The following is a 26,918-nucleotide window of genomic DNA, read 5'->3' as shown; positions in this document are numbered from 1 at the left end:
ACTGCAAGAAAACGTGAACGCACGCCCTTCGTCCAGATTCTCACATTATGTCATCGGAGCGACCGGATTTTGCGACGCCGGGCAATCTATCCCATTCCGGGATTGCGCTGTTTTGTCGCGTCAGTCCTGAGCCTGGGGCAGGGGAGGTCGTGGCACGCGACGGCAATAATGGATTTGCGCGTAACCCGCATGTTCATATCGGTGCCTGCAAGGGGGCAGAACCGTTTCAGATCCGATGGGATCTGGCAGCCATGGGAGCCATCGCTGCTCCAAAACAAGACCAGGCGTGTTCGAGCCGCCAAAAGGCGGCCCGATTGTGCTGTCAGCCCGGATCAGACACCCTCGACAAGGGTGGCACGATATTTGCCGCCCAGAAAACGATGTTCGCGCACCTTGCGATAGGCGTCACCGTCGTACCAGGCCAGAGCCGCTTCGCGATTGGGGAACTCCACGATCACAACGCCGTCCGGCCCTACACCTTCGAGGATTTCCTGTGCGCCATAGGCGGCCAGAATTTTGACCGGATGTCCTTTGAATGTCTCACCCACCAGGCTCGAATAGGTAGCCATCTCGTCAGGGTTCAGGATTTCTTCTCGTGTGAAGACGATATAAGTGCTCATGCAGGTTCTCCTTTACTCTCCACGATCTGGCCCTTGAGGGGGAAAAGACAAGGCGTAAAGGCTACGCAGCGCCAGCATTCGGGGCTGCGTGCCTTGCACACGTAGCGTCCATGCAGGATCAGCCAGTGATGCGAAGGGCGCAGCATTTCAGGCGGGATGCGTTTGATCAGTCCGTCTTCGACTGCGCGCGTGGTCTTGCCCGGGGCAAGGCCGGTGCGGTTCCCCAGGCGGAAGATATGCGTATCCACCGCCATGGCGCTTTCACCGAACATCACATTCAGCACCACGCTGGCAGTTTTGCGCCCGACGCCTGCCAGAGCCTCAAGCGCATCGCGATCCGATGGCACCTCGCCATCGTGCCGTTCCAGAAGCTGCTCCGACAGTCTGAGCACGTTTTTCGCCTTGGCGCGCCACAGTCCGATGGTGCGAATATGTGCCGCAATGCCGTCCTCGCCCAGCGCGACCATGGCGCGCGCATCGGGCGCATCGCGAAACAGGCCCTCTGTCACCTTGTTGACCGATTTATCCGTGGCCTGCGCCGAGAGCACGACGGCAACGAGAAGCGAGAACGCGTCCTTGTAGACCAGTTCGCTTTCCGCGTCGGGATTGGCCTCGGCCAGTGCGGTGATGAACTGGCGTGCCTGAGCGCGTGTCATGGCCTTTCTGGCCGAAGGAAGAGACATCGTAACCGTTTCATCATGTTGCATATGGGCGTTCGACACCCCACAATAAGCGCTTCCCGCACCGCACTTCCAGTATGCCCGCCCGGTCGATCGTCAGGCGGAGGAGCTTTCTTTCGTGTCCGACACCGACCAGCCCAAAAACAAGACACGCGATATCGCGTTCGTCGATATCGTGCGTTTTGTCATGCGCCGATGGCTAGAGCATCCGGCCTTCCTGACGCGCACCGTGCTCGGCATAGCACTTGCGACCATTGCCGATGTGGCGACGCCCGTTCTCTCCGGGCGTCTGGTCACCGATATTTCCAGCCATGCCGGTGGCGCACCCCATGACGCCTCGCAGCTTGTGTTGAGAAACGACGCGCTTTTCATGGTGGGCGGTCTTATCGCCCTGGGGCTGGTCGGGTTGCTGGGGCGCCGGTCGTCCTATCTCGGCATTACCCATCTCAGCCTCGCTATCATGCAGCGCGCACTGTCGCAGGGATTTGCGCGCGTGCAGCGCTTCTCGACCGACTGGCACGCCAATAATTTTGCAGGTTCCACGGTACGCAAGCTGACACGCGGCATGTGGGCCATCGATACGCTCGACGATACGCTTCTGCTCCTGATCGCCCCCGAAGTGCTGGTGCTGACCGGTACCACGCTCGTTCTCGCCTGGCATTCGCCCTTCATGGGGGCCGTGCTGGCCGTGTCGGTCGTGCTGTTCACCTGGCTTTCTGTCATGCTGACGCTGCGTTATGTTGCCCCTTCGGCGCGGGCCGCCAATCGCTGGGATACGAAAGTGGGCGCCGCCATTGCCGATGCGGTGACCTGCAATGCCGTGGTGAAGGCCTTCGGTGCCGAGCATCGCGAAGAGCGCCGTCTGGGCCGTATCCTGCGTGCCTGGAGCGGACGTACGGCGCGCACCTGGATCAGGGGAACGAACAGCGCAAATCTGCAGGGCTTTGCCTCGCTTGTCATGCGTATGCTGCTGGTCGGGCTGATTGTCTGGCAGTGGTGGGAAGGCAAGGCAGGACCGGGCGATGTGGCCTATGTGCTGACCATGGTGTTTCTGGTGCAGGGCTATCTGCGCGATCTGGGTCAGCAGGTCAGCCAGGTCCAGCGTTCCGTCAATGAGATGGAAGAGCTCGTGGCCATTTTCGACGAAGCGCCGGGCGTGCAGGATCGCAAGGGCGCAGGCAAGGCCGCGTTTACTCAGGGACAGGTGCGTTTTGAGGATGTGACATTCCAGTATCCCGGTCAGGACACACCGCTCTACCGCGATCTGGATGTGTCGATCGCACCGGGATCGCGTGTTGCACTGGTCGGGCCGAGCGGCTCGGGCAAGACCACCTTCACCAAGCTTATCCAGCGTCTTTACGACACCAGTGCAGGACGTGTGCTGATCGATGGGGTGGATGTGCGCGATGTGACCCAGGACTCCCTGCGCGCGCATATCGCCATCGTCCCGCAGGAGCCGATGCTGTTCCATCGTTCTCTGGCAGAAAATATCGCCTATGCCAGACCGGGGGCCACGCAGGCAGAGATCGAACGTGCGGCACAGCTTGCCAATGCCAGCGCGTTCATCGAGCGTTTGCCCGAAGGCTATGCCACACTGGTTGGGGAGCGTGGCGTCAAGCTGTCGGGCGGTGAACGTCAGCGTGTCGCGATTGCGCGCGCGTTTCTGGCGGATGCGCCGTTGCTGATTTTCGATGAAGCAACATCGAGCCTCGATTCCGAGTCAGAAGTTCTGGTGCAGGATGCCATGCATCGTCTTATGGCAGGGCGCACGGTGATTGTGGTGGCGCATCGTCTCTCCACCGTCATGGAGCTGGATCGCATTCTCGTTTTCAGCAAGGGCGAACTCAAGGAAGACGGTTCTCATGCCGAACTCGTCAGACGCGAGGGCGGTATCTATCGTCGTCTGTTCGAGCTTCAGTCGCTCGAGGGCTGATATTTCCCGGCTGGCGGCGGCACGACCGGATGCAATCCGGTTGGGTGTGATCCGATCTGTTCAACTTGGGGCATTCGTCTGAGAGTGCCCGTCTGCCGTCCGGAACGCGAGGCTGGCTGCTGCTTCCGTTCTTTGCGCGGAATGGAAGATGTGGCAGGCTTGCGTGGTTTTCCAGCAGGCATGGGTCGTACGAGTGCGCCCCGTTCGACCCATTCCTGCGAGGCTTTCCCTTTACTAGTCCTGCGAGAGCGTATCGATGACACTTCAAACCTGGTGGCTGTTCGTGGTCACGGTCTTTTTCATTTCGGCAACGCCGGGGCCGAACATGATGCATGCGCTCAGCCGAAGCGTGCAGGTTGGATTTCGGCGCAGCACGGCGGCCATGGCCGGGTGTATCTCGGCGTTGCTTCTGGCGCTCGTTCTGTCGGTCGTCGGCATCGGCGCGGTTCTTGTCGCCATGCCGCATCTGTTCGATGTCATACGCTATGCCGGCGCGGCTTATCTGGTCTATCTCGGTATCAAGGCCTGGCGTGCCAGCGATGCGCCGGAAGTGCCGGAGGACCCCGCAACGAACACGCCGAAAACGAGTGCCTGGGTGCTTTATCGCACCGGCTTTCTGGTCGGTATCAGCAACCCCAAACTCCTGCTTTTCGCAGCGGCCTTTTTCCCGCAATTCATCGATCACCATCGCCCGGTATTGCCGCAATTCGGCATACTGGTGGTGACCTATCTGTTTTCGGACGGGTTGTGGCTGACCGTTTACGGTCTGGGGGGACGATCGCTGTCGCGCTTTCTGGCGCGCCGACCGGTCAGACGGGCTTTCAACCGCCTGACCGCATGCGTTTTTATCGCGTTCGGGATCGTGATCCTACGTGCGAAGGCCTGAGCCGGCCGCGCCATGTTCCACTTTCAAGCCGGTAAGCGTGACCGTGACCTGATCGGGTAACGTGCCTATGTCATCGACGGCATAGGCACCGGTGCGGAACGTGACGGGAATGCTCATGGCCTTCGGTTCCAGACGGAACTGCCCGGAGGTGCCATTGACCTCGGTGGCAATATGACCGTCGGGCTGCGTGCGCAGCACAATATGGGCCGTGTGCGTGCCATCTATCGTGCCGAGCACAATCCCGTTTTCAGGCGCATTGCCGATCATGCCGCGCAGAACGAGACGATCGCCATCGACCATGACGCGCAGCACCGGCGCTGCATCGTCATCGGGGGTGAGTTCGGCCAGAACGAGCATGCCGCGTTTTGGAAAACGGTCGATCTGAAGGGAAACATCGAGCATGGCGGGTGCATCGCTTACACGCCATGGATGGGCTTCCGACAGCTCGGTACGAGGCTGGCGCGCGTGATAAGCCGTTGGCTTGCGTGCATCGCTGGTCAGGGAGAGCCCGTTGGGCAGGAGACGATAGGGCGCATACCCCTGTGGCCGCGCGCGTGCCTCAGTATGTATCTGTGTCTGGCCCAGCGTGGTGGCGGGCTGAACAGCAATGCTGAATGCTTTGGTTTCGCGCAGATCGAAACCGGTCGGATCGAAAACGGGGGCTGCCTGAGCCGCCGCCGTAAAGGCAGCCAACGCACAGGCAGAAAGGAGAAGCGGACTTTTCCTCATGACAGGGACTCCTGTTTGCAATCAGGCGTGATCGGGTGGCGTTACCGGGGAGTATCGCCGGGCGCGACGCAGGTTTTCAGAAACCGGGCCAACGCGCGTCCCCTGTGGCTGGTCGCATTCTTTTCTTCTGCCGAAAGTTCGGCAAAACTGCGGCGCTCGCCGTCGGGAATGAAAACCGGGTCATAACCGTGACCCTGTGCGCCGCGTGGTGGCCAGCAGACTTCACCCTCGCAGCGTCCCTCGGCAAAGCGTGTGGTGCCATCGGGCCACGCAACGCACAGCACGGCGACGAATGCGGCCGAACGGTCCGGGTTGTCGCCCATTTCATCATGGACGCGCTGCATCGCGACCTGCATGTCTCCACCCGGCCCCGCCCAGCGGGCGGAGTAAATCCCGGGGCGACCGTCCAGGGCACTGACGCAGAATCCTGAATCGTCCGACAGGGCAGGCAGGCCGGTTGCTCTGGCCGCGGCAAGTGCCTTGATGGCAGCATTGCCTTCGAAGCTGTCGGCTGTTTCCTCGGGTTCGGGCAGGTCGAGTTCGGCCGCCGAGACGATCTCGATACCGCTATCGGCCAGCAGGGCGCGGAATTCGACCAGTTTTCCCTTGTTGTGGCTCGCGAGCACAACCCGCTCGCCACGTTTCAGAAGCCGGCCGGCAGCTTCGCTGCTCATGCAGCTTTGCCGTGAATGGCGCTGTCGAGTGCGGCGCGCTGCGCGTCGAAGAGGCGTGCCGTGCCCAGCTTGGCCAGCGCCATGAGCGCGTTGAATTCGCTCTCGCTGAAGGGCGCATCTTCTGCCGTACCCTGGATCTCGACGATGCCGCCTTCGCTGGTCAGCACGAAATTCGTATCGGCCTGGGCTGAGCTGTCTTCGATATAATCCAGATCCAGCACAGGACCGGCATCGGTCAGCCCGCAGGAAACGGCCGCTACCTGTGCGCGCAAGGGAGAGCGCTTGAGAACACCCGCCTTGATCTGCTTGTCCAGCGCAATCGCCAGAGCCACCCAGGCCCCGGTGATTGCGGCGCAACGCGTGCCGCCATCGGCATTGAGCACGTCGCAATCGAGCGTGATGGTCATCTCACCCAGGGCGCGCAGATCGACGCAGGCGCGCAATGCACGACCGATCAGGCGCTGGATTTCCTGCGTGCGACCCGATTGCTTGCCCTTGGCGGCTTCGCGATTGCCGCGCGTATGGGTGGCGCGCGGCAGCATGCCATACTCGGCCGTAATCCAGCCCTGGCCCTGACCGCGCAGGAAGGGAGGGACGCGGTTCTCGATCGAGGCGGCACAAAGAACCTCGGTGCCACCGACGCGGATCAGCACCGAGCCTTCGGCATGGCGGGCAAAGCCGGGTTCGATGGAGACGACACGGTTTTCATCGGCCTGACGACCTGAAGGACGTGAGCTGGACCCTGAGCTGGACATGGTGTTTTCCTCGTTTCGAGCACGCAGAAGAATGGTCACGCAGCTTTAGCGCCTCGAGGACCGAATGACAAAACAGCATTCGATGGCGTTCCATTAGATGACGGCCCTGTTGTGCCGCGCCCTGTAGTGTCGGGCGTCAGGGCATGGACAGCACGGTATCGCCAATCCTGATGGTGCCCGCACGTCTTATGACGGCATTCTGGCCGAACATGACCCCACCCGGACGGTGGCGAAACCCTGTCATGGTCCTGAGCGGCTCGCGCGGTACGGGAATGGTGCCACTCTCCTGATCGATGGTCGTGACGATACAGCGGCTGCATGGCTTGACCAGATCCAGTTCGACATCGCCAATGTGCAGACGCTGCCATGTGTCTTCAGCCCAGGGAAGGTCGGTCTCGACCACGATATTGGGCCTGAACCGTTCCATGGGCACGGGCTGGTCGAGACGTGCATTCAGATCGTCAAGTGAAGCCGTATTGGTCACCAGCAGGGGGAAGCCGTCGGCAAAGCTCACACTGCCGAAACCGGTCGGTCTGGCATGGGCCGGGTCAGCCATGTGAACCAGGCGGCACGGTGTCGCGAGCACGTTGCTCAGCCAGTGCGCGGCGTCGTCTCCCGCATCGCGTGCCGTTATGTCATGGTCCTTCCATACGCTGACGGTAACGGTTTCTGCATCCGGACCGGGCGGTTCGACATGCAGCGGCGTGTGCTCTTGTGTTGCGAGCGTGAGGACGGCGCCATCGAGTGCAGTGAAAATGCGCGCCATGGCAGGGTATTGTCGCTGCGTCATGAAGCGGCCATCCGACCCGGTCACCAGCCAGCGTCTGTCGCCCTTCGGCCCCCATGGATCGAGATCGAGCGCCGTTCTGTCGATCCGGTGCAGGCTTTTGACCGGATGGATGTATAAGGCGGCAAGGCGGATCATCGGCGTGGCTCCTCTGCAATGTCGGATCGACTGACCGGACCATGCCTCATCCGACCGGGCCGATACAGGCCGTCATATCCGGGCAGGTTGGTCCGGCCGGATTGCCCTGATATCTGATTGTCCCGATAGAGGGGACTTTATACAGGTGAAGCGTTCCGGGGCTATTTCGTAACCGGACCATACAGAAAGGGGCAGGAGATGATCGATCTTTCCAACCTGCCGGGCGGCATGGATGTCCGATCGGCCAGTGTGCTGCGTGAAATCGTCGAGCAATACATGGAAACCGGCGATCCTGTGGCCAGCAAGACGCTGGCGCAGCGTCTGACCCCCTCGCTCTCACCGGCGACCATACGCAATGTCATGGCCGAGCTGACCCAGGCGGGTCTGCTGTTCAGTCCTCATGTTTCTGCCGGTCGTCTGCCGACCGAAAAAGGAGTCAGGCTTTTTGTCGACGGTCTGCTCCAGTTCGGGTCGCTCGATGAAACGGAGCAGGCCCATATTGCCGGTCGTCTGGCGCTCAAGGGGCGCTCGATGCAGGAAACGCTGGCCGAAGCCTCTTCCATGCTGTCCGGGCTGTCCGCTGCCGCCGGGCTCGTTCTTGCTCCCAAAGGCGATGGCGCGCTCAAACACATCGAATTCGTGGCGCTCGGGCCGGGCAAGGCGCTGGTCATACTGGTGGCAGCTGACGGACAGGTCGAGAACCGCGTGATCGAGACGCCGCCGGGCCTGCCGCCCTCGGCGCTTGTCGAGGCAGGGAATTACCTCAATTCGCTGCTTGGCGATGTCACCCTGACGGCCCTGCGTCAGCGCGTATCGGAAAACCTCCAGCAGAACCGATCCGACCTCGACGCGCTGGCGACAAGCGTAATCGAAAGCGGCCTTGCAATGTGGGACGAGCAGCACGGAACGCTCTATCTGCGCGGGCAGGGCAATCTGCTGACCGATATTACCGAAATCGAGAAACTGACGACCATCCAGATGCTGTTCGAGCGTCTGGAAGCGCAGGAAACCATGCTGCGCCTGTTGCAGCTGGCCCAGGAATCTGACGGTGTCCGAATCTATATCGGTGCGGAAAGCGGATTTTTCGGAATGTCTGGCGTGTCCATGGTGGTCGCGCCTGCACGTAATGAAACGAATCGGATTGTCGGTGCCATCGGGGTGATCGGACCGACCAGGCTCAATTATGGCCGGATCGTCCCTGTGGTTGATTACACGGCACGCGTGATCGGACGTCTGCTGAGTTAGTTGCGCCTGAAGCCACCCGGACCCCAGGCTGACATGTTTTTTAAGAATAATTCTCAATTTAATCGTTGAGAATTATTCTCAAACGCTGTTAGGGTCGCGCCGTTCTGGAGTGGAATGGCTGATGATCGTCTGTTCGTGCAACGCCCTGACCAATCATGATATCGCCGATGCTGTCAGCAAAGGGGCGTCCCGACCGCGTGAGGTTTATGCCTCGAAAGGGTGCAAGGCGCAGTGCGGCAATTGCGTTTCCGGTGTGGTGTGCACCCTGCGCAATCTCCTGCGTGAAAGGCAGGAGGCCTCGATGGCGTTCCAGCCGGTCGATCATGGTAACGCCAGCGCGGCTTTCGTCTGATCCTGACGCAATGCTGCCCGCTGGCGGATCTAACGGGACAAGCGCTCCATAAGGGGCGCTATCCATCGTTGTGGAAATGGATGCCCGTATCGGCAGTGCCGATAAAACAAAACCCGACTGCGTGAACGCAATCGGGTCTGTCGCGCCCCGGCCTGTATAAGGCAGCGGGGCTTTATACCGAAAAATACGCGATCTTCCGGCAGCAGCGATGATGCTGCGTCTTACTCGGCTGTCTGCTCGGGAGCAGGCGACGAGTTCAGCGTGATGTAGCGCTGGATGCCAACCTGCTTGATCAGGTCGAACTGACGATCGATGAAGTCTTCATGCTCTTCTTCATCGGCCAGGATACGGATCAGCAGATCGCGTGAAACGTAATCGCGCACGCTTTCGCAATATGCAATGCCTTCGCGCAGGTCGGCCAGAGCCTTCTCTTCGAGCTTGAGATCGCAGGCGAGGATTTCCTCGACGCTCTCACCGATCAGGATCTGGTTGAGACGCTGTACGTTCGGCAGGCCGCCCAGATACAGGATACGCTCGATCAGCCAGTCGGCATGACGCATCTCTTCGATGGACTCGTCATATTCCTTTTTGCCAAGCTTCGTGACGCCCCAGTGATTGAGGGTACGTGCATGGAGGAAGTACTGGTTGATGGCAGTCAGTTCGTTCGTCAGCTGAACGTTGAGATGCTCGACGACTTTCGGGTCTTTCAGCATGGGATGCTCCTTTTCTCTTTCCTGTTTGCAAGGCAGCGCAAGGCGACCCGTTGCAGGCTGTATGCTGTTCTTCAAGCATGAGACAGGGTGCGGCGCAATAGAAATAACGCAACAACTAATATAAAGTATCCGAGTTAAGAATGACTCTCTCTATTATATCTCGTTGAGTAAATGGTGTTGCAATTTAATTGCAACACCAGAGTTTCCTCGCAATATGGGAGAGAACTGATGCGTATAAACGCAGAATGCCCCGCCAAAGGCGGGGCATTCCGGATGTAACCTGCTATCGTGCGCTCCGCATCGATGTGATGCGCGACCGGTGGAGAGATCAGTAGCGCTTGCGCGATGAACCCTTGCCATTGCCAGCAGAAGCGCCACCCTTGCGGAATGAGGGGCGCTCACCGCGATCGCTTCTTTCACCACCGCGCTCACCGCGATCGCCGCCACGGTCACCACCACGGAAGCCACCTTTGCCACGGGGCGCAAAGCCGCCTTCACGCGGGCGGCGCGGGCCGCGCGGCGGAGCGGAAGGGCCGGTCGGCGCCGAAGCGGGCTCGATCTTGGCTTCGTCGGCATCGGCACCGGCCACGCAGGAGCGGAAACGCTCTGCACTGTCCGGGGCGATCTCGAACAGGGTGTGATCCGTATCGATATGGATCGCACCGATCTCGCTCTTGGTCACGCCGCCCAGACGGCAGATAAGCGGTACGAGCCATTTCGGATCGGCACGCTCGGTGCGTCCGATCGCCAGGCTGAACCACTCGCCGCCCATGCGGTCAACGCGGCCCGTGAATTCACGCGAGGCCCGATCGTCACGCATGCCGCGTGCCGGGGCCTCGACGCTGACGGGACGGATCGACTCGACGCTCGGCAGGCGGCTCTTGTACAGACGCACAAGAGCAGTTGCGAGCTGGTGAGCATCATGTGCATCGGCCAGCTGCGAGGCGAGCGCGTCTTCGTTGGCCTGAGACGGCGCGAAAAGCGTCGCATCGTCCATCAGACGCTTGGCATCCTGCTCCAGGATCGCATCGGCTGAAGGAACGCTTTCCCACTCGGCATTGCTGATCTTGGCGAAGGAGAGCAGACGCTCGGCTTTGCGACGCTGGCTGACCGGTACCATGATGACGCACGTGCCTTTGCGCCCTGCACGGCCCGTACGACCCGAACGATGCAGCAGTGTCGCCGCTTCGCTTGGCATATTGGCGTGAATGACGAGAGACAGGGCAGGAATGTCGATGCCGCGTGCTGCAACGTCGGTAGCGACGCAGACGCGTGCCACACCTGAGCGCAGGGCCTCAATGGCGCGCGAGCGTTCGTTCTGGCCCATCTCGCCCGAGATCGCGACAGAGGCAAAGCCACGCTCGACCAGTGCTGCCTGCACCTGCGCGACCATGGCGCGGGTATTGCAGAACAGCATGGCTGTCGGGCTCTCGTAGTAACGCAGCACGTTGACAATGCCGCGGCCGATATCGTTCGGCGCAGTCAGCACGCATTTATACGTGATGTCGTCGTGCTGCTTGTTGGTCGAAACCGTGTTGATGCGCTCGGCATTTTTCTGGAAGCGACGCGCCAGATTGGCGATTTCCTTGGCGATGGTTGCCGAGAAAAGCAGTGTGCGGCGCTCGACCGGTGCTGCGTCCAGAAGCTGCTCCAGCTCGTCGCGAAAGCCCAGATCGAGCATTTCATCGGCTTCATCGAGCACGACGACACGCAGATCGGACAGGTTCAGCGCGCCACGCGACAGATGATCGCACAGGCGACCCGGCGTGCCGACGACGATATGGGCACCGTTCGACAGGTTGCGTGCTTCACGACGGGCATCGGTGCCGCCAATGCAGCTGACAATGCGCGCACCGGTTTCGGCATAGAGCCACTGAAGCTCGGTCTGAACCTGCAGGGCCAGTTCGCGCGTCGGCGCAACAACCAGCGCCATCGGGCTGTTGGCGGGGGGAAGGCGCTCGCTGCCTTCGGGGATGAGGGTAGGAGCAAAGGCAAGTCCGAAAGCAACTGTCTTGCCCGATCCTGTCTGTGCTGAAACGAGGAGATCCCGTGTCTCAAGTCCTGGCTGCAGGACGGCTTCCTGCACGGCGGTCGGTGTTTCATAACCGCGTGCCGCAAGGGCGCGACTTAGAGACGGTACGGTATCGGGAAAGGGCATGCGGTTCGGACTCAATCAGGATCGTGCGAAGAGAGAACGCCGTGACAGAACTGCGCTGTTCGAGCATGGCTCGCGGCGTAAGGAAGGCGGTCAATAAAGAATATGCGAGCCGAAATCTAGGAATAAACGGCACGCGTGCCGAAAACACTTTTCTCCCGGGGCATGACTCGCCGTTGACACTGTATATAGGCATTCCGTCATAAATTTAAAGAGATTGTGGACACCGCTGATCCTAAAATTAGGGTAAGACGCCCGGCATGATGACCGCTTTCCTCGCTCGACAGGCCAGCCGGTTCCTGCAGCAACGAGGCGGGAGCTGGCCGCTGCAATGGCTTCTGGCTCCTACGCCCAATGCATTCGAGTTCGCGCTGCGCAACACAATCGCCTCTCTGGTGGCACTGGGTATTGCTTTCTGGATGGAGCTCGGGGAGCCGCAATGGGCGGCCATGACGGTATGGATCACCGCGCAGGGGTCCAGGGGAGAAAGCCTGTCGAAAGGGCGCTGGCGTCTGGTGGGCACATTGCTCGGCATGGTCGGTGCCATAACGCTCGTCTCGGCTTTTCCGCAGTCGCCCTGGCTGTTCATTCCTGCACTGGCCCTGTGGGCTGGGCTATGCACGGGTCTGGCGACGCTATGCCAGAACTTCCGTGCCTATGCCTTCGTGCTTGCTGCCTATACCTGCGCCATTATCGCAACCGGATCGCTCAATACACCCGACCATGTTTTCGAAATTGCCATGGCGCGCGGCACCTATATCTTTCTCGGCGTGCTCTGCGAGATGGTGGCTGGACTTGTTTTTTCCGCCTCTCTTGCGGTCAAGGCGCGCCGTGCGATGCATGGCTGGCTGGTCGAGGCAATCGGCGCGGCATCGACGCTCATTGCTGACGTGCTGGAGGGCAAAGCGCCGCCCGAAGCAGCCGTTCGCGCCGTTTTCAGCCGTACGCTGACGCTGAATGACCAGCTTGAATTCACGGTGGTCGAAGTCGGGCGCAGCGATCACGTCATCGCCTGCGCCTATGCCACGATCGGTATTCTCTCGAAAATCGTCTCACGCGGGCTCGGCATGCAGGCGCGTCTGTCGACACAGCTGACGCTTTCGCCGGAAACACAGGCCGCCCTGCGCGATTACGCCGGTTTTTTCAGGGCTTTGCCAACACGTCTCGACAATGCAGCGACGGTGGCAGCGTTGAGGCAGGATCTTGAGCAGATCTGCTGCGAGGGCAGGGTGCACGAAGCATTGGTGGATGTTTCGCAGCCAAAATCGGCCATTTCGGCGGATGATTTCATCGTCTATCGAGGTCTGTCCCTGATTCTCGATGAATACCGGACGATGCTTCTTTATTTTGAGGCCCGCCCCGATGAGGCGCTGTCTCCCTCGCGCTACCGGCTTCGTCGTGTCCTGCATTTCCACGCAGCCTTCCACAATGGCCTGAGATCGACCATCGCGATCATTCTTGCCGGACTGGTCTGGGAGGTTACGGCATGGCCACAGGGTGCGGCGTTCATCTCGTTCATTGCCGTGGTCGTGGGACGATTCGCGACCCAGGACAACACGGTCCTTGTCAGCAACAAGTTTTTCTACGGCGCCTGTCTTGCCGCCATCGCATCGATACTGCCCGTTTTTTTCGTCATACCGCAGGGCACGGGATTCGAGGCGCTGATCGTGGCTCTGGCCCCTCTCATGTTCATTGGGGGGCTCGCAGCACGTTACCCTGCAACGGCCATAGCGGCCGGATCCTACAATACTTTCCTGCCTGCGCTGATCGGTCTGGGCAATCATACACGCATGGATGAACTGACCTGGTTCAATGCCACGCTAGCGCTGCTTCTGGGGTTAGGAGCGGGTGTGCTGGTTTTCCGCTGCATTCTACCGTTCAATATCCATCAGGTCTGCGTTCTGCTCAGACGTCGTGCGCTTCGCAGCCTGCGTTTCATCTGCGGGACAACGCATCTGATTCCAGGCGAAAACCGCTGGGTCGGTCTGGTTACGCAGGGGATGGAGCGCGTGATCCGCTATGCAGGCGCCAGACTGACTCCGTTCATGGAACTGAACCTGCATGGTTTGCTCTCAGCCATGACGCTTGGGCGCAATCTGCTCTTTCTGCGTCGCCTGCTGTTGCGGCAGGAGACACCCCAGGCGCTGAAAACGGTTCTTGCCCGCTTTTTTGACGGGATGGGGTTTTCACCGTTCCGTAGCCTTGCCTTCGATCGGAGCGGATTCGATACGCGTCTGAGCGAGGCGATGGCTGCAACGCGCGATATGATTCCGGCAAGTCCGCCGCAGACGCGATCCACGATGATCGATGCGCTTGGCAGTCTGATCGTGGTGCAGCACGAATGGCAGAACAACCAGACCTGGCTGAATGACGGGGCATTTCGCATGGCCCTGCAGGAAGCGCGCAGTACGCCCTTCTGAACGCCGATGCATCGATAATCCCGCAGGGGCGCGTGTTCTGCGAAGGGCACCAGATCCGATATCACGTGTTCCGTCGCGAGGATCACATTGAAATGATCGCCGAATAACGAAAAAACGTTCCGATTCTCGTTTCTGAAGAGAATAATAATTCCCGTCCGCAGGGCCTACGGGATGCGGTCAGAATTCACGGAAACGGTGATCGCATCATGAAAATCGGTTTTGTATCGGACAGTCTTGGCACACTTCCTTTCGAGGCCATGCTGGATCAGGCTGTTGCACTCGGGGTCTCGGGGGTTGAGGTCAATACAGGCGGCTGGTCGCAGGCGCCGCATGTCGATCTGGCCCGGCTCAGGCAAAGCCCGGCTGCGCGAAAGGCTTTTCTGCAGGCGTTCGAAAGTCGCGGGCTTGAGATCATCGCGCTCAACGTCAACGGCAATCCCTTGCATCCTGTCGACAGCAAACAGAGCGAGGACCTTCAGGAAACCATACGTCTTGCGGGCGATCTGGGGATTGGCAAGATCTGTACCATGTCCGGTCTCCCCGAGGGGCGGGAAGGCGATTTGTTGCCGAACTGGGTTGTCAGTTCATGGCCGCCGGAAGGTCAGGTTGCCAAGGCGTGGCAACTGACGGCGCGTCTTCTGCCTTACTGGGAGAAAATCCTGCGCATGGCCCCCGCATGCGGCGTAACCCGGTTCGCGCTCGAACTGCATGGCGGGCAATGGGCTTATAATGTGCCGAATTTCCTGTGTCTTCGTGAGGCGCTCGGACCCATGATCGGAGCCAATCTCGATCCGTCCCATCTTTTCTGGATGGGGGCCGATCCTCTGGCTGCCATCGATGCGCTGGGCGAGGCCATTTCTCATGTCCATGCCAAGGATGCCGGCTTCAATGCGCCGAAACAGGCTGTCACGTCCTCTCTTGAGAACGGTCCGCTCGGCCTGCCTTCGGATCGCGCCTGGTCGTATCTGACGCTGGGCTACGGACACGACACCCTGTGGTGGCGCCAGTTCTGCTACCGTTTGCGTATGGTCGGTTATGATGGATGGCTGTCCATCGAGCATGAGGACCCTCTGCTCAGTCCCGTTGAGGGGCTCGAGAAATCAGTGGCGCTTCTGCGTGAGGTCATGCCGGTCGCGCTCGGCGGTTTCGTCCAGAACGAAATCTGATGACAAAAGGCCGGATTGCGGTTTTGGCGCTGCAATCCGGCCTTGTCCCAGCAATAGTGCGTGGTTTGTCTTATCGCACTTGGCCTGTGCCGTCCGGCACACCGTTTCGAGTGCGCGGCAAAGGGCGCGCGCCGGGATGAGGTGGGTCAGGCCGTATGCTTCTTGCGGCCGATAACGGCGTGAACCGTGTCGTTCCAGGCGGTCAGATCTTCCGGCGGGACGACCTCGCCCGTATCCAGTTCACCGAACCCTGCGCGATCAAGCATCAGCGAGACAAGGCGTGTCCGGTCGGCTGGCTCAAGCGCTTGCCACAGGGCCACGGCTTTTTGCGGAATGAAATTATCCGAGAACGTCACGATGAAGGGCGCACCGGGGCGCAATACGCGGTTTACCTCCTGAAAAACGTGCAGGGGGTCGGTCAGATAAGCAAAACCATCGCACAGACAGGCAGCGTCCAGTGACGCATCAGGCAGATCGATCGTGCCGTTTTCGTTGATATCCTGCACGATCCGCTGTGTCAGTGCGGTGTTTCGGGCAAGACTCCCTTCATGCACATCCAGCCCGATCACCGTCTCATGGCTCGATTCCTCGGGCAGATGGCTGAGTTCACCCGCCATGAGGTCGAGTATCGCTCCTGAAGCAGGCAACGTGGTCTGATAGAGCGCGGTAACGGCAGTGCGTGCCCCGGCATCCATCTGGGTCGATTCACTGCGTCTGGCGTAGAAATCGCGATCCGGTTCGCTATTGGCGCGGGTGAAGGCCGCAGGGTGCAGCCCCGACGGGGTTTCTGTCATTCAACCGATCCTGTGTCTGTGCGAAAGAGAGGGCAGGGATGCAATCCTGGCCCCAACCCGTCAAGACCGCCTTTTACGCTGGAAAGCCTCAGAGGCTCGAACGTTATGGAGAGTTGGCGCAGGACCGGGTTTTCAGAGTGCTGCGCCGTGCCATTCGAACGGACCATCGGAAATGCCGGCGATTTTTGCTTCGCGATCCATTGGAGTGCTCTGCTGACGCAGCAGGGGTACGAGTGTCTCGCTGACTGCATGATAGGGCGCGCGCTCCGCAGGGGCCGTAAGAATGACGTCATAGAGGCCGAGCTTGCGATAGTCGTTCAGACGTTGCGCGATCTCCTGGGCTGTGCCGATCAGGGCCGATGCGGCAACCTGTGAAGGCAGTCCCGACGCGATAAGACTCTCGGCGGTATCCCATGCTTCTTCGGAAGAGTCCTTGAGGACGATATCCAGCGCGACCACGGCGCGTGTCGGATGATCGGCGATCTGCGAAGGCAGGCAGTGCTCATACAGGGCCATGGTCTCGGCCACGCTACCGTCCTGTCGCAGGCGCTCGATCCCTGTGGCACTGTGTCGAAGCAGGTTATGCAGGGGGGCGTGTCTGCGCATCCAGTCTATATCGCTGTCCTGCACAAGAAGCGTCGAACCTGAAGGCAGACAGGACAGGCATTTCTCAATCGCCTCCCGGCTCATATCGAGACACGACCAGATCAGACGAAGGTGGCGTGCGATAGCGGGCGTTTCATAGGAGGCAATGAACATCGGTCTTTATTCCTGCATCGCTTCTGGCGGTGCATCGGCATGAAAATTAAGGTGATGAAACCGGAGGTTTCCCGTGCCGGAGAGGCTCGGACCCTCTATAACAGCGCCCATGATGATCCGGTTCCATAAGATGCAGGGCCTCGGGAATGACTTCGTCATGATCGACAGGCGCCATGAGCGTTTCGACGCAACATTACATACTATGTCTCGCCTCTGTGACAGACGTTTCGGCATAGGCTGCGACCAGCTTGTTCTGCTCGACGCCCCCGATCGTGACGGCGCGGACATACGCGTGCGCTTTTTCAATCCTGATGGGTCTGAAGCAGGGGCCTGCGGCAATGCCTCACGCTGTGTGGCAGCCCTCATAGGCAATGCACCTGTGCTCCAGACAAGCGCCGGCCTCCTGCCCAGTTTCATCACGCCCCAGGGTGAGATCGGCGTGGACATGGGGCGTCCTGCGCTCGAATGGCACCAGGTTCCCCTTTCGCACGATATTGCAACGCTTGAGCTGCCTCTGCCGGGTGGTCCCGCAGCGTGTTCCATGGGCAACCCCCATGCCACATTCTTCGACGGTATGGACCGTGCAGGGCGTGACGGCGCCGTACTTGAGCGCGACCCTCTTTTCCCCGAGCGCGCCAATATCGGCTGTGCTGAAATCGTATCGCGCGATGTCATAAGGCTTCGCGTCTGGGAGCGCGGTGCCGGTCTGACGCTGGCCTGCGGTTCGGGCGCCTGCGCGGCCGTAGTCAATGGCGTGCGTCGCGGGCTTCTCGATCGTGTCTGTCGTGTCGAGATGGATGGGGGTGCACTCACGATCCACTGGCGCGAGGAAGACGATCATGTCCTGATGATCGGTCCTGCAACCCATGTGTTCGAGGGGCTCTATCCCGTCGATGGACAGGCTGGATGAGCGGCGCGAGGCTTCTCACCTTCGGCTGTCGTCTCAACCTGCATGAAAGCGAGCGCATGCAGACCCTGACAGGGCATCTGGACGATGTGGTGGTGGTCAATACCTGTGCGGTCACGACCAGCGCCGAGCGTCAGGCCCGTCAGGCCATACGCCGCGCCCATCGCGACGACCCAGGCAAGCGCATTGTCGTTACGGGTTGTGCCGCGCAGATCGCACCGCAGGACTGGGCGCAGCTCCCCGGTGTTGCGCAGGTCATGGGCAATGCCGAAAAACTCGAAGCCGAAAGCTGGACCGAGACCGCACTCTCAAAGCCCGGTGCCGTTGCCGATATCATGGCAGCCGTGCCAGTGCCCGCAGCCCCCGTGGTCGAGACGGGGAGCCATGTGCGTGCCCTGCTTCAGGTTCAGCAGGGATGCGATCATCGTTGCACCTTCTGCATCATTCCTTACGGGCGTGGGCGCTCGCGCTCCGTCCCCGTGTCCGAAGTGATCGACCGTGCGCGCAGGCTGGTCGAGGCTGGCCATCATGAGATCGTGCTGACCGGGGTCGATATCGCGTCATGGGGGCGCGATCTCGATGGCACGCCCGCTCTGGGTGCGCTTTGCCGCGCCGTATTGTCTGCCGTGCCGGAACTGCCAAGACTGCGCCTCTCTTCGCTCGATCCGGCATCGGTCGATTCCGATCTATGGTATCTGCTGGCAGAAGAGCCGCGCTTTTTGCCTCATCTGCATCTCTCGCTTCAGGCTGCAAGCGATCTCGTGCTCAAGCGCATGAAGCGCCGTCACTCCGTGCGTGACGCGGCCGATCTCATCGCGCGTGCGCGCGCCCTTCGTCCGGGTATCGCGGTTGGGGCCGATCTGATTGCGGGTTTCCCAACGGAAACGGATGATCAGGCTCAGGAAACGCTCGATTTCGTCAAGGCGCACGCGCTGCCCTATCTTCACGTCTTTCCCTATAGCGAGCGGCCCGGCACGCCAGCCGCACGCATGCCCAGCGTGCCCAACGCGAAAAGACAGGCCCGCGCGGCAGCGTTGCGCGAAGCAGGCGAAATCAATCGCCAGGCCTATTGGCGCAGCATGATCGGGCAGACGATGGATGTTCTCATGGAGGGGCCGACAAAAGGGCACTCGGCTCATTTCGTGCCGGTGCGACTCTCTTTGGGGCAGGCTGCAAGAGGGTCACGCCTCACCCTTGTGGCCCAAACTCTTGACGAAGCGGGGCTGGTAGCCGAGATCAACTGACATGGCCGGATTTTTCTCACGTCTGAAACAGGGGCTGACGCGCTCGACGCAGAAGCTGAATGCTGCTCTTACCCATCGCTATCTCGACGAGACGGCGCTGGAGGAACTCGAGGACGAGCTGATTGCCGCCGATCTCGGTCCTGCCGTGGCAGGACGCGTGATCGAGGAATTCCGTACCTCGCGTTTCGGTCGCAATGTCACGACCGAGGAAATCCAGGAGGCGCTGGCCACCGAGATTGCCCGCGTACTCGAACCCGTTGCCCAGCCTTTCGAACTGAAAGCCGAGCATAAACCCCATGTCGTGCTGGTCGTGGGCGTCAACGGCGTTGGAAAGACCACGACCATTGGCAAGATGGCCAAATGGTTCCGCGATCAGGGACGCTCGGTCATGATGGTGGCGGGTGATACCTTCCGCGCGGCCGCCGTCGAGCAGCTTCAGGTCTGGGGTGAGCGTACGGGCGCGCCGGTGATTGCTGGCAAGCCGGGCGGGGATGCGGCAGGTCTGGCCTATGAGGGCATCAAACAGGCCCGTGAATCGGGCACGGATCTCCTGTTTATCGACACGGCTGGGCGGCTGCATAACAAGGGCGCACTCATGGAGGAGCTGGCCAAGATCATCCGCGTTATGAAGAAATTCGACGAGACGGCCCCCCACTCTGTCCTGCTGGTACTCGATGCCACGACCGGGCAGAATGCCATGGAGCAGGTGCGCGTATTCCGTGAGCTGGTGAATGTGACGGGACTGATCGTCACCAAGCTCGACGGCTCTGCCCGCGGCGGCATTGTTGTGGCTCTGGCGGATGCCTTCAAACTGCCTGTCCATCTGGTTGGCGTGGGCGAACAGGTTGAGGATCTGCGTCCATTCTCGGCGCAGGACTATGCCCGTGGTCTGGTGGGCGGTACGGGAGCGGACCTGACCAGCCATCTGATCGACGAATCGCAGGACTGAACACTGCGTCGGAGAGGGGTGTTCATTCCCGTTCGCTCTCTCTCCCTCTCTGGGCGCTCTCCCGCCTCTGCATGACGGCAGCGGATACGTTTTCCGCGTCCTCTCCTCTTTTCCGGTGCGCACCGGCCCTCTGCGAAAGACCCGGTGCGGTCGCAGGGCTGCTTTTCCGCAAAAACTGCGTGCGATTCCTTCTCCTGATATATGTGCCGATCGACCGGTAATGCGAGGGATGGCTCAACAACGTGTCATTATCGCAACGATAATCAATAAGCCGGAGGGGAAATTAATCATATTATAACGATACCGCATCGTTTAAACGCCATTTTAAATTTCGATACAAAACAGAAATGTTTAGTCGCACTCCCGCGCCAGTTGTTGTGCAAGCGTTACGTTTCGATTGATTGTCGTTACGTATGGAGCGTTTGACCGATGGCGTTGAGCCTGCGCAGATCCTTTCTTCTGACTTTTACCGCGGTCGCGGGACTCTCTGCTTCCGATGCCTTTGCCGCCAGCGTCCCGATGGACGAAACAGCCACGAAAAAGAAAGCTCTTTCCAAAACCGGCCAGACTTCTGCCAAATCCGAAACCATCATGGTAACCGGGTCGTATCTGCGCAGCTCGAACAACAGCTCTGCCAATCCGGTTCAGATCGTCACGGCCAAGCAGATCCAGCAGACATCGGCCATCTCGCTTGGGGATTATCTTCAGCGTCTGCCTTCTGTCGGGTCTTCGGGAACGACCAATCAGGTCACAAATGGCGGCTCGGGCGTCAGTTGCACCGATATACGCAATTTCGGGCAGAAGCGCGTTCTTGTGCTGATCGACGGCAAGCGTACAGCCATCAACGCATCGTCAGCCTGCGTGGATCTGAATACGATCCCGATCGAGCAGATCGCCAGTGTGGAAATGCTCAAGGATGGCGGGTCCGAGCTTTACGGAGCCGATGCCGTTTCGGGTGTGCTCAATATCAAGATGCGTCACGATGTGACCAAGGCGAGCATCACCATGCGTGGCGGCATTTCGCAATATGGCGATGCCAAGACCGGCCTGCTTTCCGCCATGAAGGGCTTCAATTTCGATCATGGGCGCGGCAACGTCACCCTGTTCGGTCAATATAACACCTCCGGCGGGATCATGAGCCAGGATCGTGCCTGGGCAGCCAATCCGCAGCAGAGCAATCCTGTCACCGGCACACCACTTTACGGGTCGTCCGTTATTCCCGAAGGACGTGTGACGGATCCGCGCACAGGGGCCAATCTGGTCTCGAACGGCGACGGCACATTCCATCGTTACACCAATGCCGACCGGTATAATTTTGCCAAAGACACGATGGTGCAGAATTACAACCAGAATTCGGCCCTGTCAGGCGATGCGCATTATGACCTCGACAGTCATTTCAAGCCCTATGCCAATGTGCGCTACAGCCACACGACCACGGCACGTCAGATGGCGGCATCTCCTGTTTCGGGGGGCATCAAGCCTTCGCCGCTTCTCTCTTCCTGGACCATTCCGGCGGGCAGTCCCTATAACATCTGGGGCAAGGACGCGGTCATGTCACGACGCATGAACGATCTTGGTCCGCGTAAAATGGATTATGCCACCGATACCTGGACCGTGATCGGTGGTGCCAAGGGCAAGATCTGGCGCGGCTGGGAATATGATGCCTCCATGACCTATGGGCAAAGCCGCTACACGGCCAATACCCAGAATATGGGCAATTACCGTCACCTGCTTCAGATGACAGGCGTGCGTCAGCTCGACCCCACCAGCCCGAGTAGTGCAATCGTGTACGACCCGACTGTCTGCACCAGTCAGCCGGGCTGTGTTCTCTCGAATCCTCTGGCGCCGCTTTCGCCTGAAGCTGCAGCCTATGGCAAATTCACGCAGCACGATCATGCCGAATATCAGTTGCGTGATTTCAATCTGCGCATCAACAACAGCGAAGTGGTCAAGATGCCCTACCAGCATGGCGGCAATGTCGGCATCGCGTTCGGTATGGAGCATCGCAGCGAGCAGCTCAGCAACAAGCCCGATCCGATTGTCGTCAGCGGCGATTCCACAGGCAATGCCACAAGCTATAGCGGCGGCGGCTTCAACGTGAACGAGGTTTATGCCGAAGGGCAGATTCCGCTTCTGCAGAATGCGTTTCTGGCCAGGGATCTGACGATCGACGGGCAGGGTCGCTGGTCCGACTACAATACTTTCGGATCGACCAAGAACTGGAAAGTGTCGATCAACTGGGCACCCGTGCGCGACATACGCTTTCGTGCCACGCTTGGCACGTCCTATCGTCAGCCCAATGTCTATGAGCTCTATGGCGGCCAGAATCTGGGCTATCCTTCGGCTTACGATCCCTGCAGCCGCGTTGCCAGCTATGGGGCGCAATCCGCTGCCGTTCAGGCACGCTGTGCGGGAGAAGGGATCAATACCGCCAGCTTCGTGCCGCAGAATACCGGGCAGGTGCCGACCATTTCAGGCGGCAACGGAGCGCTTCGTCCTGAATCAGGGCGTACCTACACGATCGGTACGGTCGTAACGCCGCGCTGGATCCCGGGTCTTTCGGGGTCGGTGACCTATTGGCATTATTCCTTGAACAACACGATCAGCACGTTGAGCACACAGTATATTCTCGACCAGTGCTATACGGGGGCCGATACCAGCCAGTGCAGTGCCATCGCTGCACGTTCCACCTCGCAGCAGCTTACCTCGGTCAATGCGCTCTATCAGAATCTGGGCGGGATCCGAACCAGCGGTATCGACTTCGACCTGGATTACCACGTGCGCCTGACGTCGCGGGACAGCCTGAACCTGACCAATAACATGCAGCAGCTGATCATCTTCCTGCAGCAGAACGTGCCCAATGGCCAATGGTACAACTATACCGGACGTCTGTTCTATAACGGGGGAAGCGGTCAGCCGCGCGTGAGCGATTATGCCCAGGCAACATGGCAGCATGACGATTTCAGCTTTACCTATATGATGCGCTATATCGGGGGCATGGTGTGGAATAACGGTGTTACCGATGTCACCCCCAAGACGGGCGGTCAATACAAGACACCGGGCATCTTCACGCATGACATCACGCTTGGTTACCGCCTCAATCGCTGGAATTTCCAGGCAGGTGTCAGCAATCTTTTCGACAAGAAGCCGCCCTTCGTCATGGATGCCTCGACCAATACGAACAACCTGCAATATGGCAGTCTGATTGTCGGTCGCTTCGCATTTCTTCAGGCCGGTATCAGCTTCTGATCTTGCATAACGGGAGGGGGAATAGGCTCCCTCCCGTAATTCGTGCCTGTCGCACAGGCACGATGCGCCCATTCTGCGCAGTTATTGTCATAAAAAACGATAAGGACATGCGCCTTACTGGGCAATTTCTTGCAGTCGATGCACAAGGTCAACGGAACGACACGCAAAACTCACGGAATGGTGATATAGGGTTTTGCCCTGTCTCATTTTTCCGGATCGGTTCGTGTTTTCTGTGCGTCGTCTGTCTCAAAAAGGTCCATGTCTATCGCTTCGATCTGAAGGCAGGGGCGGCTTTTTCGCTCTTGCCGGGCTGGTTGCGTCTGGCGCACTGCTCGCCCCACCCTGCTACGCCCAGAAAGCTGAAAGCGCGCAATCTGCCGGGGGATTTGCGCCGGGCGCACGTGCTTCCGCATCGGCCAATGCCACGCTCGACAGCGTGGTGGGCAACAGACCCTCACCGGTAAGCAAGGAAGTCGGTCTGGGTGGCATGACCTTCAAAGTGACACCCGCCGGAACCCTGATCGGGCCTGATGGCCACGCCGTAGCTGGAGGCTGTCCGGCCCCCGACACTGTGGCATCGGGTCAGTTCGTGGCAGGCGGTGCACCGGCAGAGCCGGCCCTGCGGGGGAGTGCAGGAGTCGGAACCGGGGGAAAAAAGGACGAGGCTGTCATGATTGGGGTGACCGATCAGGCTACAGCGGCAAGCGGACAGAAAGCATCAAGGCCCGGTACTCTGAAGCCTTATGCCACCATGAATGCCTCTTTCGGCCCGTCTGGCGTTTATGTTCTGCCCAATCCATGTCGCAATACCGGCCCGGATAAACACGCCATGATCATGGATGCCGCAGCCTCTCTGGCTTCGGCAGGAGGAAACGCCTTCGCGCTGGCGGGCAATCGCACAGGCGTGCGTCAGGCCAATCGCGCTACGCTAGAGCCCGATGGCGACGTTGTTCTTGCCACCGACCGTCCCGATCATGCGGAGCCTCGGCTTACACCTGCCCAGGAGCAGACTGACGAGGCGGGGCACGCAGCACGATGACCCGATATCTGTCGATCCTTTTGCTGGCCGTGGCCGTTTTCATGCCAGGCGCTGCGCGATCGGGGAGCATTTTCTCTTCCGAGGCAGGACACGGGGCGTCACGTCTCCCACAGATGACGGGACCGGCCGTCAGCGGGCAGGCGCCGGTGCCGACTGCCTCGCAGTCCTCTGCGCCTGCGCTCCCGTTGTTGCGGGGCATCGTGTTCCAGCCTGCGGGGACCGTATCGCCGCAAGCAGGCGATGCTGCTCTGACGGTCACGTCTCTGCCTCTGCTCCAGACAGCCGATTTCATGCGGCTTGTCCTGCCATTTACCGGCCATCCCCTGACATTCGGCCAGATGCAAACGCTCGTGGATAACGTGGTCGGTTATTACCGCATGAAGGGACATGCCTTCGTGACGGTGAGTGTGCCGCCGCAAAAGGTGCATGAGGGTATTCTGCATCTCGATGTGCTCGAATACCGCATCGGCACGATACGCGTTGTGGGTAACCACTGGTTTTCAGACCGGACCATACGGACACAGAGCGGGCTCGGCAGAGGGCAGACGCTCTCGCTTGACGAACTGCAGACCGATCTGCGCTGGATCAACACCAACCCGTTCCGTACCGTCGATATGGTCTATCGTCCCGGTGCCACAACGGGCCTGACCGATGTCGACCTGAGGGTGGCGGATCGTCTGCCTCTTTACGTTTATGGCGCCTATAATAACCAGCTCGATCCGACGCTGGGGCGGTTGAACTGGGATATTGGCATTTCATGGGGCAATGCGTTCAATCTCGGGCATATCCTGACCTATCAGCTTCAGCGCAGCGTTTCCGGGCGCTTCACGGGGCATAATGCCAGCTGGGAAATACCGCTCAGTTCGCGCGACGCACTGCTGCTCTTTGGCAGCTATTCGGTTTCCTATCCCGTGGCCGATCAGCCTTTGACCAATAAAGGCATATCCGGTCAGGCATCCCTGCGCTGGCTGCACATGCTGCCCCATTTTGCATTCGGTGCACGTTTTGGGCTGGATGGCACGATACAGGCCGGGTTCGACTGGAAATCGACCATTTCTGATCAGTTCAGTGAGGCCGTACCGCTCATCCTCGCCAATGCAGAAACGAACCAGTTCTCTCTGGGCTTTATCGGGTCGCTGCAGGATCCCTGGGGCAAGACCGAAATCAACAACCAGATCGTCTACGGGCCACCCGGTATTTCCGCCTATAACAAGCGCGGCTGGTACGAAACGATCTTCCCCAATGCGAAGCCCAATTATACCTATGATCGTCTGACTCTCAAACGGGCCCTGTCTCTGTTCTGGGGGCTGAAAGCCAATACCAGTGCGACATGGCAGGGTGCAACGCATAACCTGCTCTATAGCGAGCAGCTGATGATCGGCGGTATGGGTACGGTACGCGGCTATTACGTCAATACATCTTTTGGCAGCCGTGGCGTCAATATCAGCGAAGAAATCAACACACCCGGCTTTTCGCTTGGTAAATGGACGGGCCTTAGCGCGCTTGAGGACACGAATACGCTTGGGGCCTTCTGGGACTGGGGCGATAATTCGCAGGTGCATCCCGCCGGTATCGGTCCGCGTGTCGTGACGCTTTCAAGCATCGGCGCCGATCTCAACAGCAAGATCAACCGCCATCTGAATGTGACACTCGATGCGGGCTGGCGTCTGAGACGCGCAGCCAGTCAGGGCAGCCGGGGCGTCTTCTGCGATTTCAACATTGTAGCAGGGTTCTGAGCGAGAAGGCAGGAGTGCTCTCGGTTCGCGGCGGGCGACACTGAATGCGCCCATCCCTAACCTGCGTATGACAAAAGCCATTATTCTGCCCTTCGATCGGGCGAGGGTATTCTTTTTTCATGACGTGCCGGTTTCATCACGTGCCGGGGCTACGCGATCAACGGGCAAGTATGAGGCTGATCGGCAGGCTGAAATCGCGGAATGAAAACCTTGCCTTTATGGTCGCACGCCTTCGACCTGTTCTGCCTGACGCAGCAGGAGATCGATGCGTCCGTGGAGGTGTCGGAACAATACCCTTTGCTTCACATATCCTCACCCAGAACAGTATGGGCCTTGCGCTGGATTATGCCGAATTCCTCATCGGTAAGGTCGCCCCTGTTATGCATTTCAGCGGCGCGTGAGAGTGCTGCGCGTGCGTGTGAGGCATCGGGGATAGGATATCGGCGACCTGGAAGTGCGAAGGCAGAGTCCGGCAATGCGTCGCGTTCTTCAGCTGTAAGCTTCACGGTTGTTTCCCTGTCGTTTACTGGATTTTTTCTGATGCGTCCGTGCCTGTATTTGGCCAGTACGCCTGTCCTGACAGCATCATAAGCAGTGCTGTCCGTATTTTCGATATACATTTCGGACATGATCTGTCGGGACCTGTTGCACGTTCACCGTACACCGGTGTCTGAAAGGCACGAGCAGGCCAGTCGGGGCTGGCACGGAGTGTCAATGCCGGTCATGTAACTGGCGAAGTGGGAAATCGGACACTCATCCCGGATCCGGTAGCATCGTTCCCGAATCCCGATAGGGGAAGGAATGCAGGAAGCTGTGCGACCTCACGAGGGTCATACCGATGGCACCCGTCATAGGTCGATAAAACGGGGGATATCTGTTTGAAAAGTGTGAGGCAGGCTAGGTCGTGTTGACAAAAGGGGTATCCAGAGGGGCTGCATTCTGATTCAAGGCTGCTTTTTATGGGGCAGCCATGGATCGCGGAGACCTA

Annotated in this window: 23 protein-coding genes; 12 read left to right on the top strand and 11 right to left on the bottom strand. The window is 59.6% G+C overall.

The annotated features are described in order from the left end of the window. Nucleotides 1-332: 332 nt before the first annotated feature. Both NF685_RS11980 and nth read right to left on the bottom strand, forming a co-directional pair. The gene (locus NF685_RS11980) at nt 333-620 is read right to left on the bottom strand and encodes a DUF1330 domain-containing protein (protein WP_252849786.1); all 288 of its coding nucleotides are present in this window, start codon (nt 618-620) and stop codon (nt 333-335) included. Continuing rightward, the gene (gene nth, locus NF685_RS11975; RefSeq protein WP_252849785.1) at nt 617-1,303 is read right to left on the bottom strand and encodes an endonuclease III; all 687 of its coding nucleotides are present in this window, start codon (nt 1,301-1,303) and stop codon (nt 617-619) included. The genes NF685_RS11980 and nth overlap by 4 nt, the downstream gene beginning before the upstream one ends. 115 nt (nt 1,304-1,418) lie before the next feature. Here nth and NF685_RS11970 point away from each other — a divergent pair, with 115 nt between their 5' ends. Together NF685_RS11970 and NF685_RS11965 are read left to right on the top strand one after the other, a co-directional pair. Next, nucleotides 1,419-3,233 carry an ABC transporter ATP-binding protein gene (locus NF685_RS11970; protein ID WP_252849784.1) on the top strand — a complete coding sequence of 605 codons (1,815 nt, stop codon included), beginning with the start codon at nt 1,419-1,421 and terminating at the stop codon, nt 3,231-3,233. Nucleotides 3,234-3,489: 256 nt separating this feature from the next. Further along, nucleotides 3,490-4,119: a LysE family translocator gene (locus NF685_RS11965; RefSeq protein ID WP_222548344.1), complete on the top strand. Its 630-nt coding sequence runs from the start codon at nt 3,490-3,492 to the stop codon at nt 4,117-4,119. Here NF685_RS11965 and NF685_RS11960 read toward each other — a convergent pair. The 4 genes from NF685_RS11960 to NF685_RS11945 form a co-directional block, all read right to left on the bottom strand. Beyond that, nucleotides 4,102-4,848 carry a hypothetical protein gene (locus tag NF685_RS11960; protein ID WP_252849783.1) on the bottom strand — a complete coding sequence of 249 codons (747 nt, stop codon included), beginning with the start codon at nt 4,846-4,848 and terminating at the stop codon, nt 4,102-4,104. The two genes, NF685_RS11965 and NF685_RS11960, sit on opposite strands and share 18 nt — an antisense overlap. Nucleotides 4,849-4,889: 41 nt before the next feature. After that, nucleotides 4,890-5,522, bottom strand: coding sequence for an RdgB/HAM1 family non-canonical purine NTP pyrophosphatase (gene rdgB, locus NF685_RS11955; protein ID WP_252849782.1), 633 nt, complete (start codon nt 5,520-5,522; stop codon nt 4,890-4,892). Continuing rightward, nucleotides 5,519-6,277 carry a ribonuclease PH gene (gene rph, locus NF685_RS11950; RefSeq protein ID WP_252849781.1) on the bottom strand — a complete coding sequence of 253 codons (759 nt, stop codon included), beginning with the start codon at nt 6,275-6,277 and terminating at the stop codon, nt 5,519-5,521. The genes rdgB and rph overlap by 4 nt, the downstream gene beginning before the upstream one ends. A 136-nt stretch (nt 6,278-6,413) precedes the next feature. Further along, on the bottom strand, nt 6,414-7,202 hold the full coding sequence (locus NF685_RS11945; RefSeq protein ID WP_252849780.1) for an MOSC domain-containing protein: 789 nt from the start codon (nt 7,200-7,202) through the stop codon (nt 6,414-6,416). 198 nt (nt 7,203-7,400) lie between these two features. On the opposite strand from NF685_RS11945, the gene hrcA reads away from it, so the two are divergent. Together hrcA and NF685_RS11935 are read left to right on the top strand one after the other, a co-directional pair. Next, nucleotides 7,401-8,447: a heat-inducible transcriptional repressor HrcA gene (gene hrcA, locus NF685_RS11940; RefSeq protein WP_252849779.1), complete on the top strand. Its 1,047-nt coding sequence runs from the start codon at nt 7,401-7,403 to the stop codon at nt 8,445-8,447. A gap of 121 nt (nt 8,448-8,568) precedes the next feature. Continuing rightward, the gene (locus NF685_RS11935; RefSeq protein WP_222548339.1) at nt 8,569-8,799 is read left to right on the top strand and encodes a (2Fe-2S)-binding protein; all 231 of its coding nucleotides are present in this window, start codon (nt 8,569-8,571) and stop codon (nt 8,797-8,799) included. Nucleotides 8,800-9,020: 221 nt separating this feature from the next. Here NF685_RS11935 and bfr read toward each other — a convergent pair whose 3' ends face one another. Together bfr and NF685_RS11925 are read right to left on the bottom strand one after the other, a co-directional pair. Beyond that, on the bottom strand, nt 9,021-9,512 hold the full coding sequence (gene bfr, locus NF685_RS11930) for a bacterioferritin (protein WP_252849778.1): 492 nt from the start codon (nt 9,510-9,512) through the stop codon (nt 9,021-9,023). A gap of 328 nt (nt 9,513-9,840) precedes the next feature. After that, nucleotides 9,841-11,670, bottom strand: coding sequence for a DEAD/DEAH box helicase (locus NF685_RS11925; protein ID WP_252849852.1), 1,830 nt, complete (start codon nt 11,668-11,670; stop codon nt 9,841-9,843). A 257-nt stretch (nt 11,671-11,927) separates the two neighbouring features. On the opposite strand from NF685_RS11925, the gene NF685_RS11920 reads away from it, so the two are divergent. Beyond that, nucleotides 11,928-14,087 carry an FUSC family protein gene (locus tag NF685_RS11920; protein ID WP_222548337.1) on the top strand — a complete coding sequence of 720 codons (2,160 nt, stop codon included), beginning with the start codon at nt 11,928-11,930 and terminating at the stop codon, nt 14,085-14,087. Nucleotides 14,088-14,293: 206 nt separating this feature from the next. Next, on the top strand, nt 14,294-15,253 hold the full coding sequence (locus tag NF685_RS11915; RefSeq protein WP_252849777.1) for a sugar phosphate isomerase/epimerase family protein: 960 nt from the start codon (nt 14,294-14,296) through the stop codon (nt 15,251-15,253). A gap of 146 nt (nt 15,254-15,399) precedes the next feature. Here the strand turns inward: NF685_RS11915 and NF685_RS11910 are convergent, their stop codons facing one another. Both NF685_RS11910 and NF685_RS11905 read right to left on the bottom strand, forming a co-directional pair. Next, the gene (locus NF685_RS11910) at nt 15,400-16,047 is read right to left on the bottom strand and encodes a class I SAM-dependent methyltransferase (protein WP_222548335.1); all 648 of its coding nucleotides are present in this window, start codon (nt 16,045-16,047) and stop codon (nt 15,400-15,402) included. A gap of 132 nt (nt 16,048-16,179) precedes the next feature. After that, the gene (locus NF685_RS11905; protein ID WP_252849776.1) at nt 16,180-16,806 is read right to left on the bottom strand and encodes a hypothetical protein; all 627 of its coding nucleotides are present in this window, start codon (nt 16,804-16,806) and stop codon (nt 16,180-16,182) included. A 109-nt stretch (nt 16,807-16,915) separates the two neighbouring features. Here NF685_RS11905 and dapF point away from each other — a divergent pair, with 109 nt between their 5' ends. From dapF to NF685_RS11875, 6 genes are all read left to right on the top strand, one after another. Further along, nucleotides 16,916-17,716 (top strand): diaminopimelate epimerase, encoded by an 801-nt coding sequence (gene dapF / locus NF685_RS11900; RefSeq protein ID WP_222548333.1) that lies wholly within the window; start codon nt 16,916-16,918, stop codon nt 17,714-17,716. After that, a complete protein-coding gene (gene mtaB, locus NF685_RS11895) occupies nt 17,713-18,957 on the top strand; it encodes a tRNA (N(6)-L-threonylcarbamoyladenosine(37)-C(2))-methylthiotransferase MtaB (RefSeq protein WP_252849775.1) in 1,245 nt (414 codons plus the stop codon). Before dapF ends, mtaB begins: the two co-directional genes overlap by 4 nt. Before the next feature lies 1 nt (nt 18,958). Beyond that, entirely contained in the window at nt 18,959-19,906 is a 948-nt protein-coding gene (ftsY, locus tag NF685_RS11890) for a signal recognition particle-docking protein FtsY (RefSeq protein WP_222548331.1), read from the top strand. Between the two features lie 519 nt (nt 19,907-20,425). Further along, nucleotides 20,426-23,155, top strand: coding sequence for a TonB-dependent receptor domain-containing protein (locus NF685_RS11885; protein WP_408868366.1), 2,730 nt, complete (start codon nt 20,426-20,428; stop codon nt 23,153-23,155). 223 nt (nt 23,156-23,378) lie between these two features. Further along, entirely contained in the window at nt 23,379-24,194 is an 816-nt protein-coding gene (locus tag NF685_RS11880; protein ID WP_252849773.1) for a hypothetical protein, read from the top strand. Continuing rightward, a complete protein-coding gene (locus tag NF685_RS11875) occupies nt 24,191-25,930 on the top strand; it encodes a ShlB/FhaC/HecB family hemolysin secretion/activation protein (protein WP_252849772.1) in 1,740 nt (579 codons plus the stop codon). Before NF685_RS11880 ends, NF685_RS11875 begins: the two co-directional genes overlap by 4 nt. A gap of 302 nt (nt 25,931-26,232) precedes the next feature. Here the strand turns inward: NF685_RS11875 and NF685_RS11870 are convergent, their stop codons facing one another. Next, nucleotides 26,233-26,436, bottom strand: a complete 204-nt coding sequence (locus tag NF685_RS11870) for a hypothetical protein (protein WP_252849771.1) — start codon at nt 26,434-26,436, stop codon at nt 26,233-26,235. Between the last annotated feature and the right edge of the window lie 482 nt (nt 26,437-26,918).

This window comes from Asaia lannensis NBRC 102526 (assembly GCF_024054035.1).
Classification (GTDB): Bacteria; Pseudomonadota; Alphaproteobacteria; order Acetobacterales; family Acetobacteraceae; genus Asaia; species Asaia lannensis.
The sequence above is the reverse complement of the archived record's forward strand: the minus strand, read 5'-3'. Positions and strand labels throughout refer to the sequence as shown.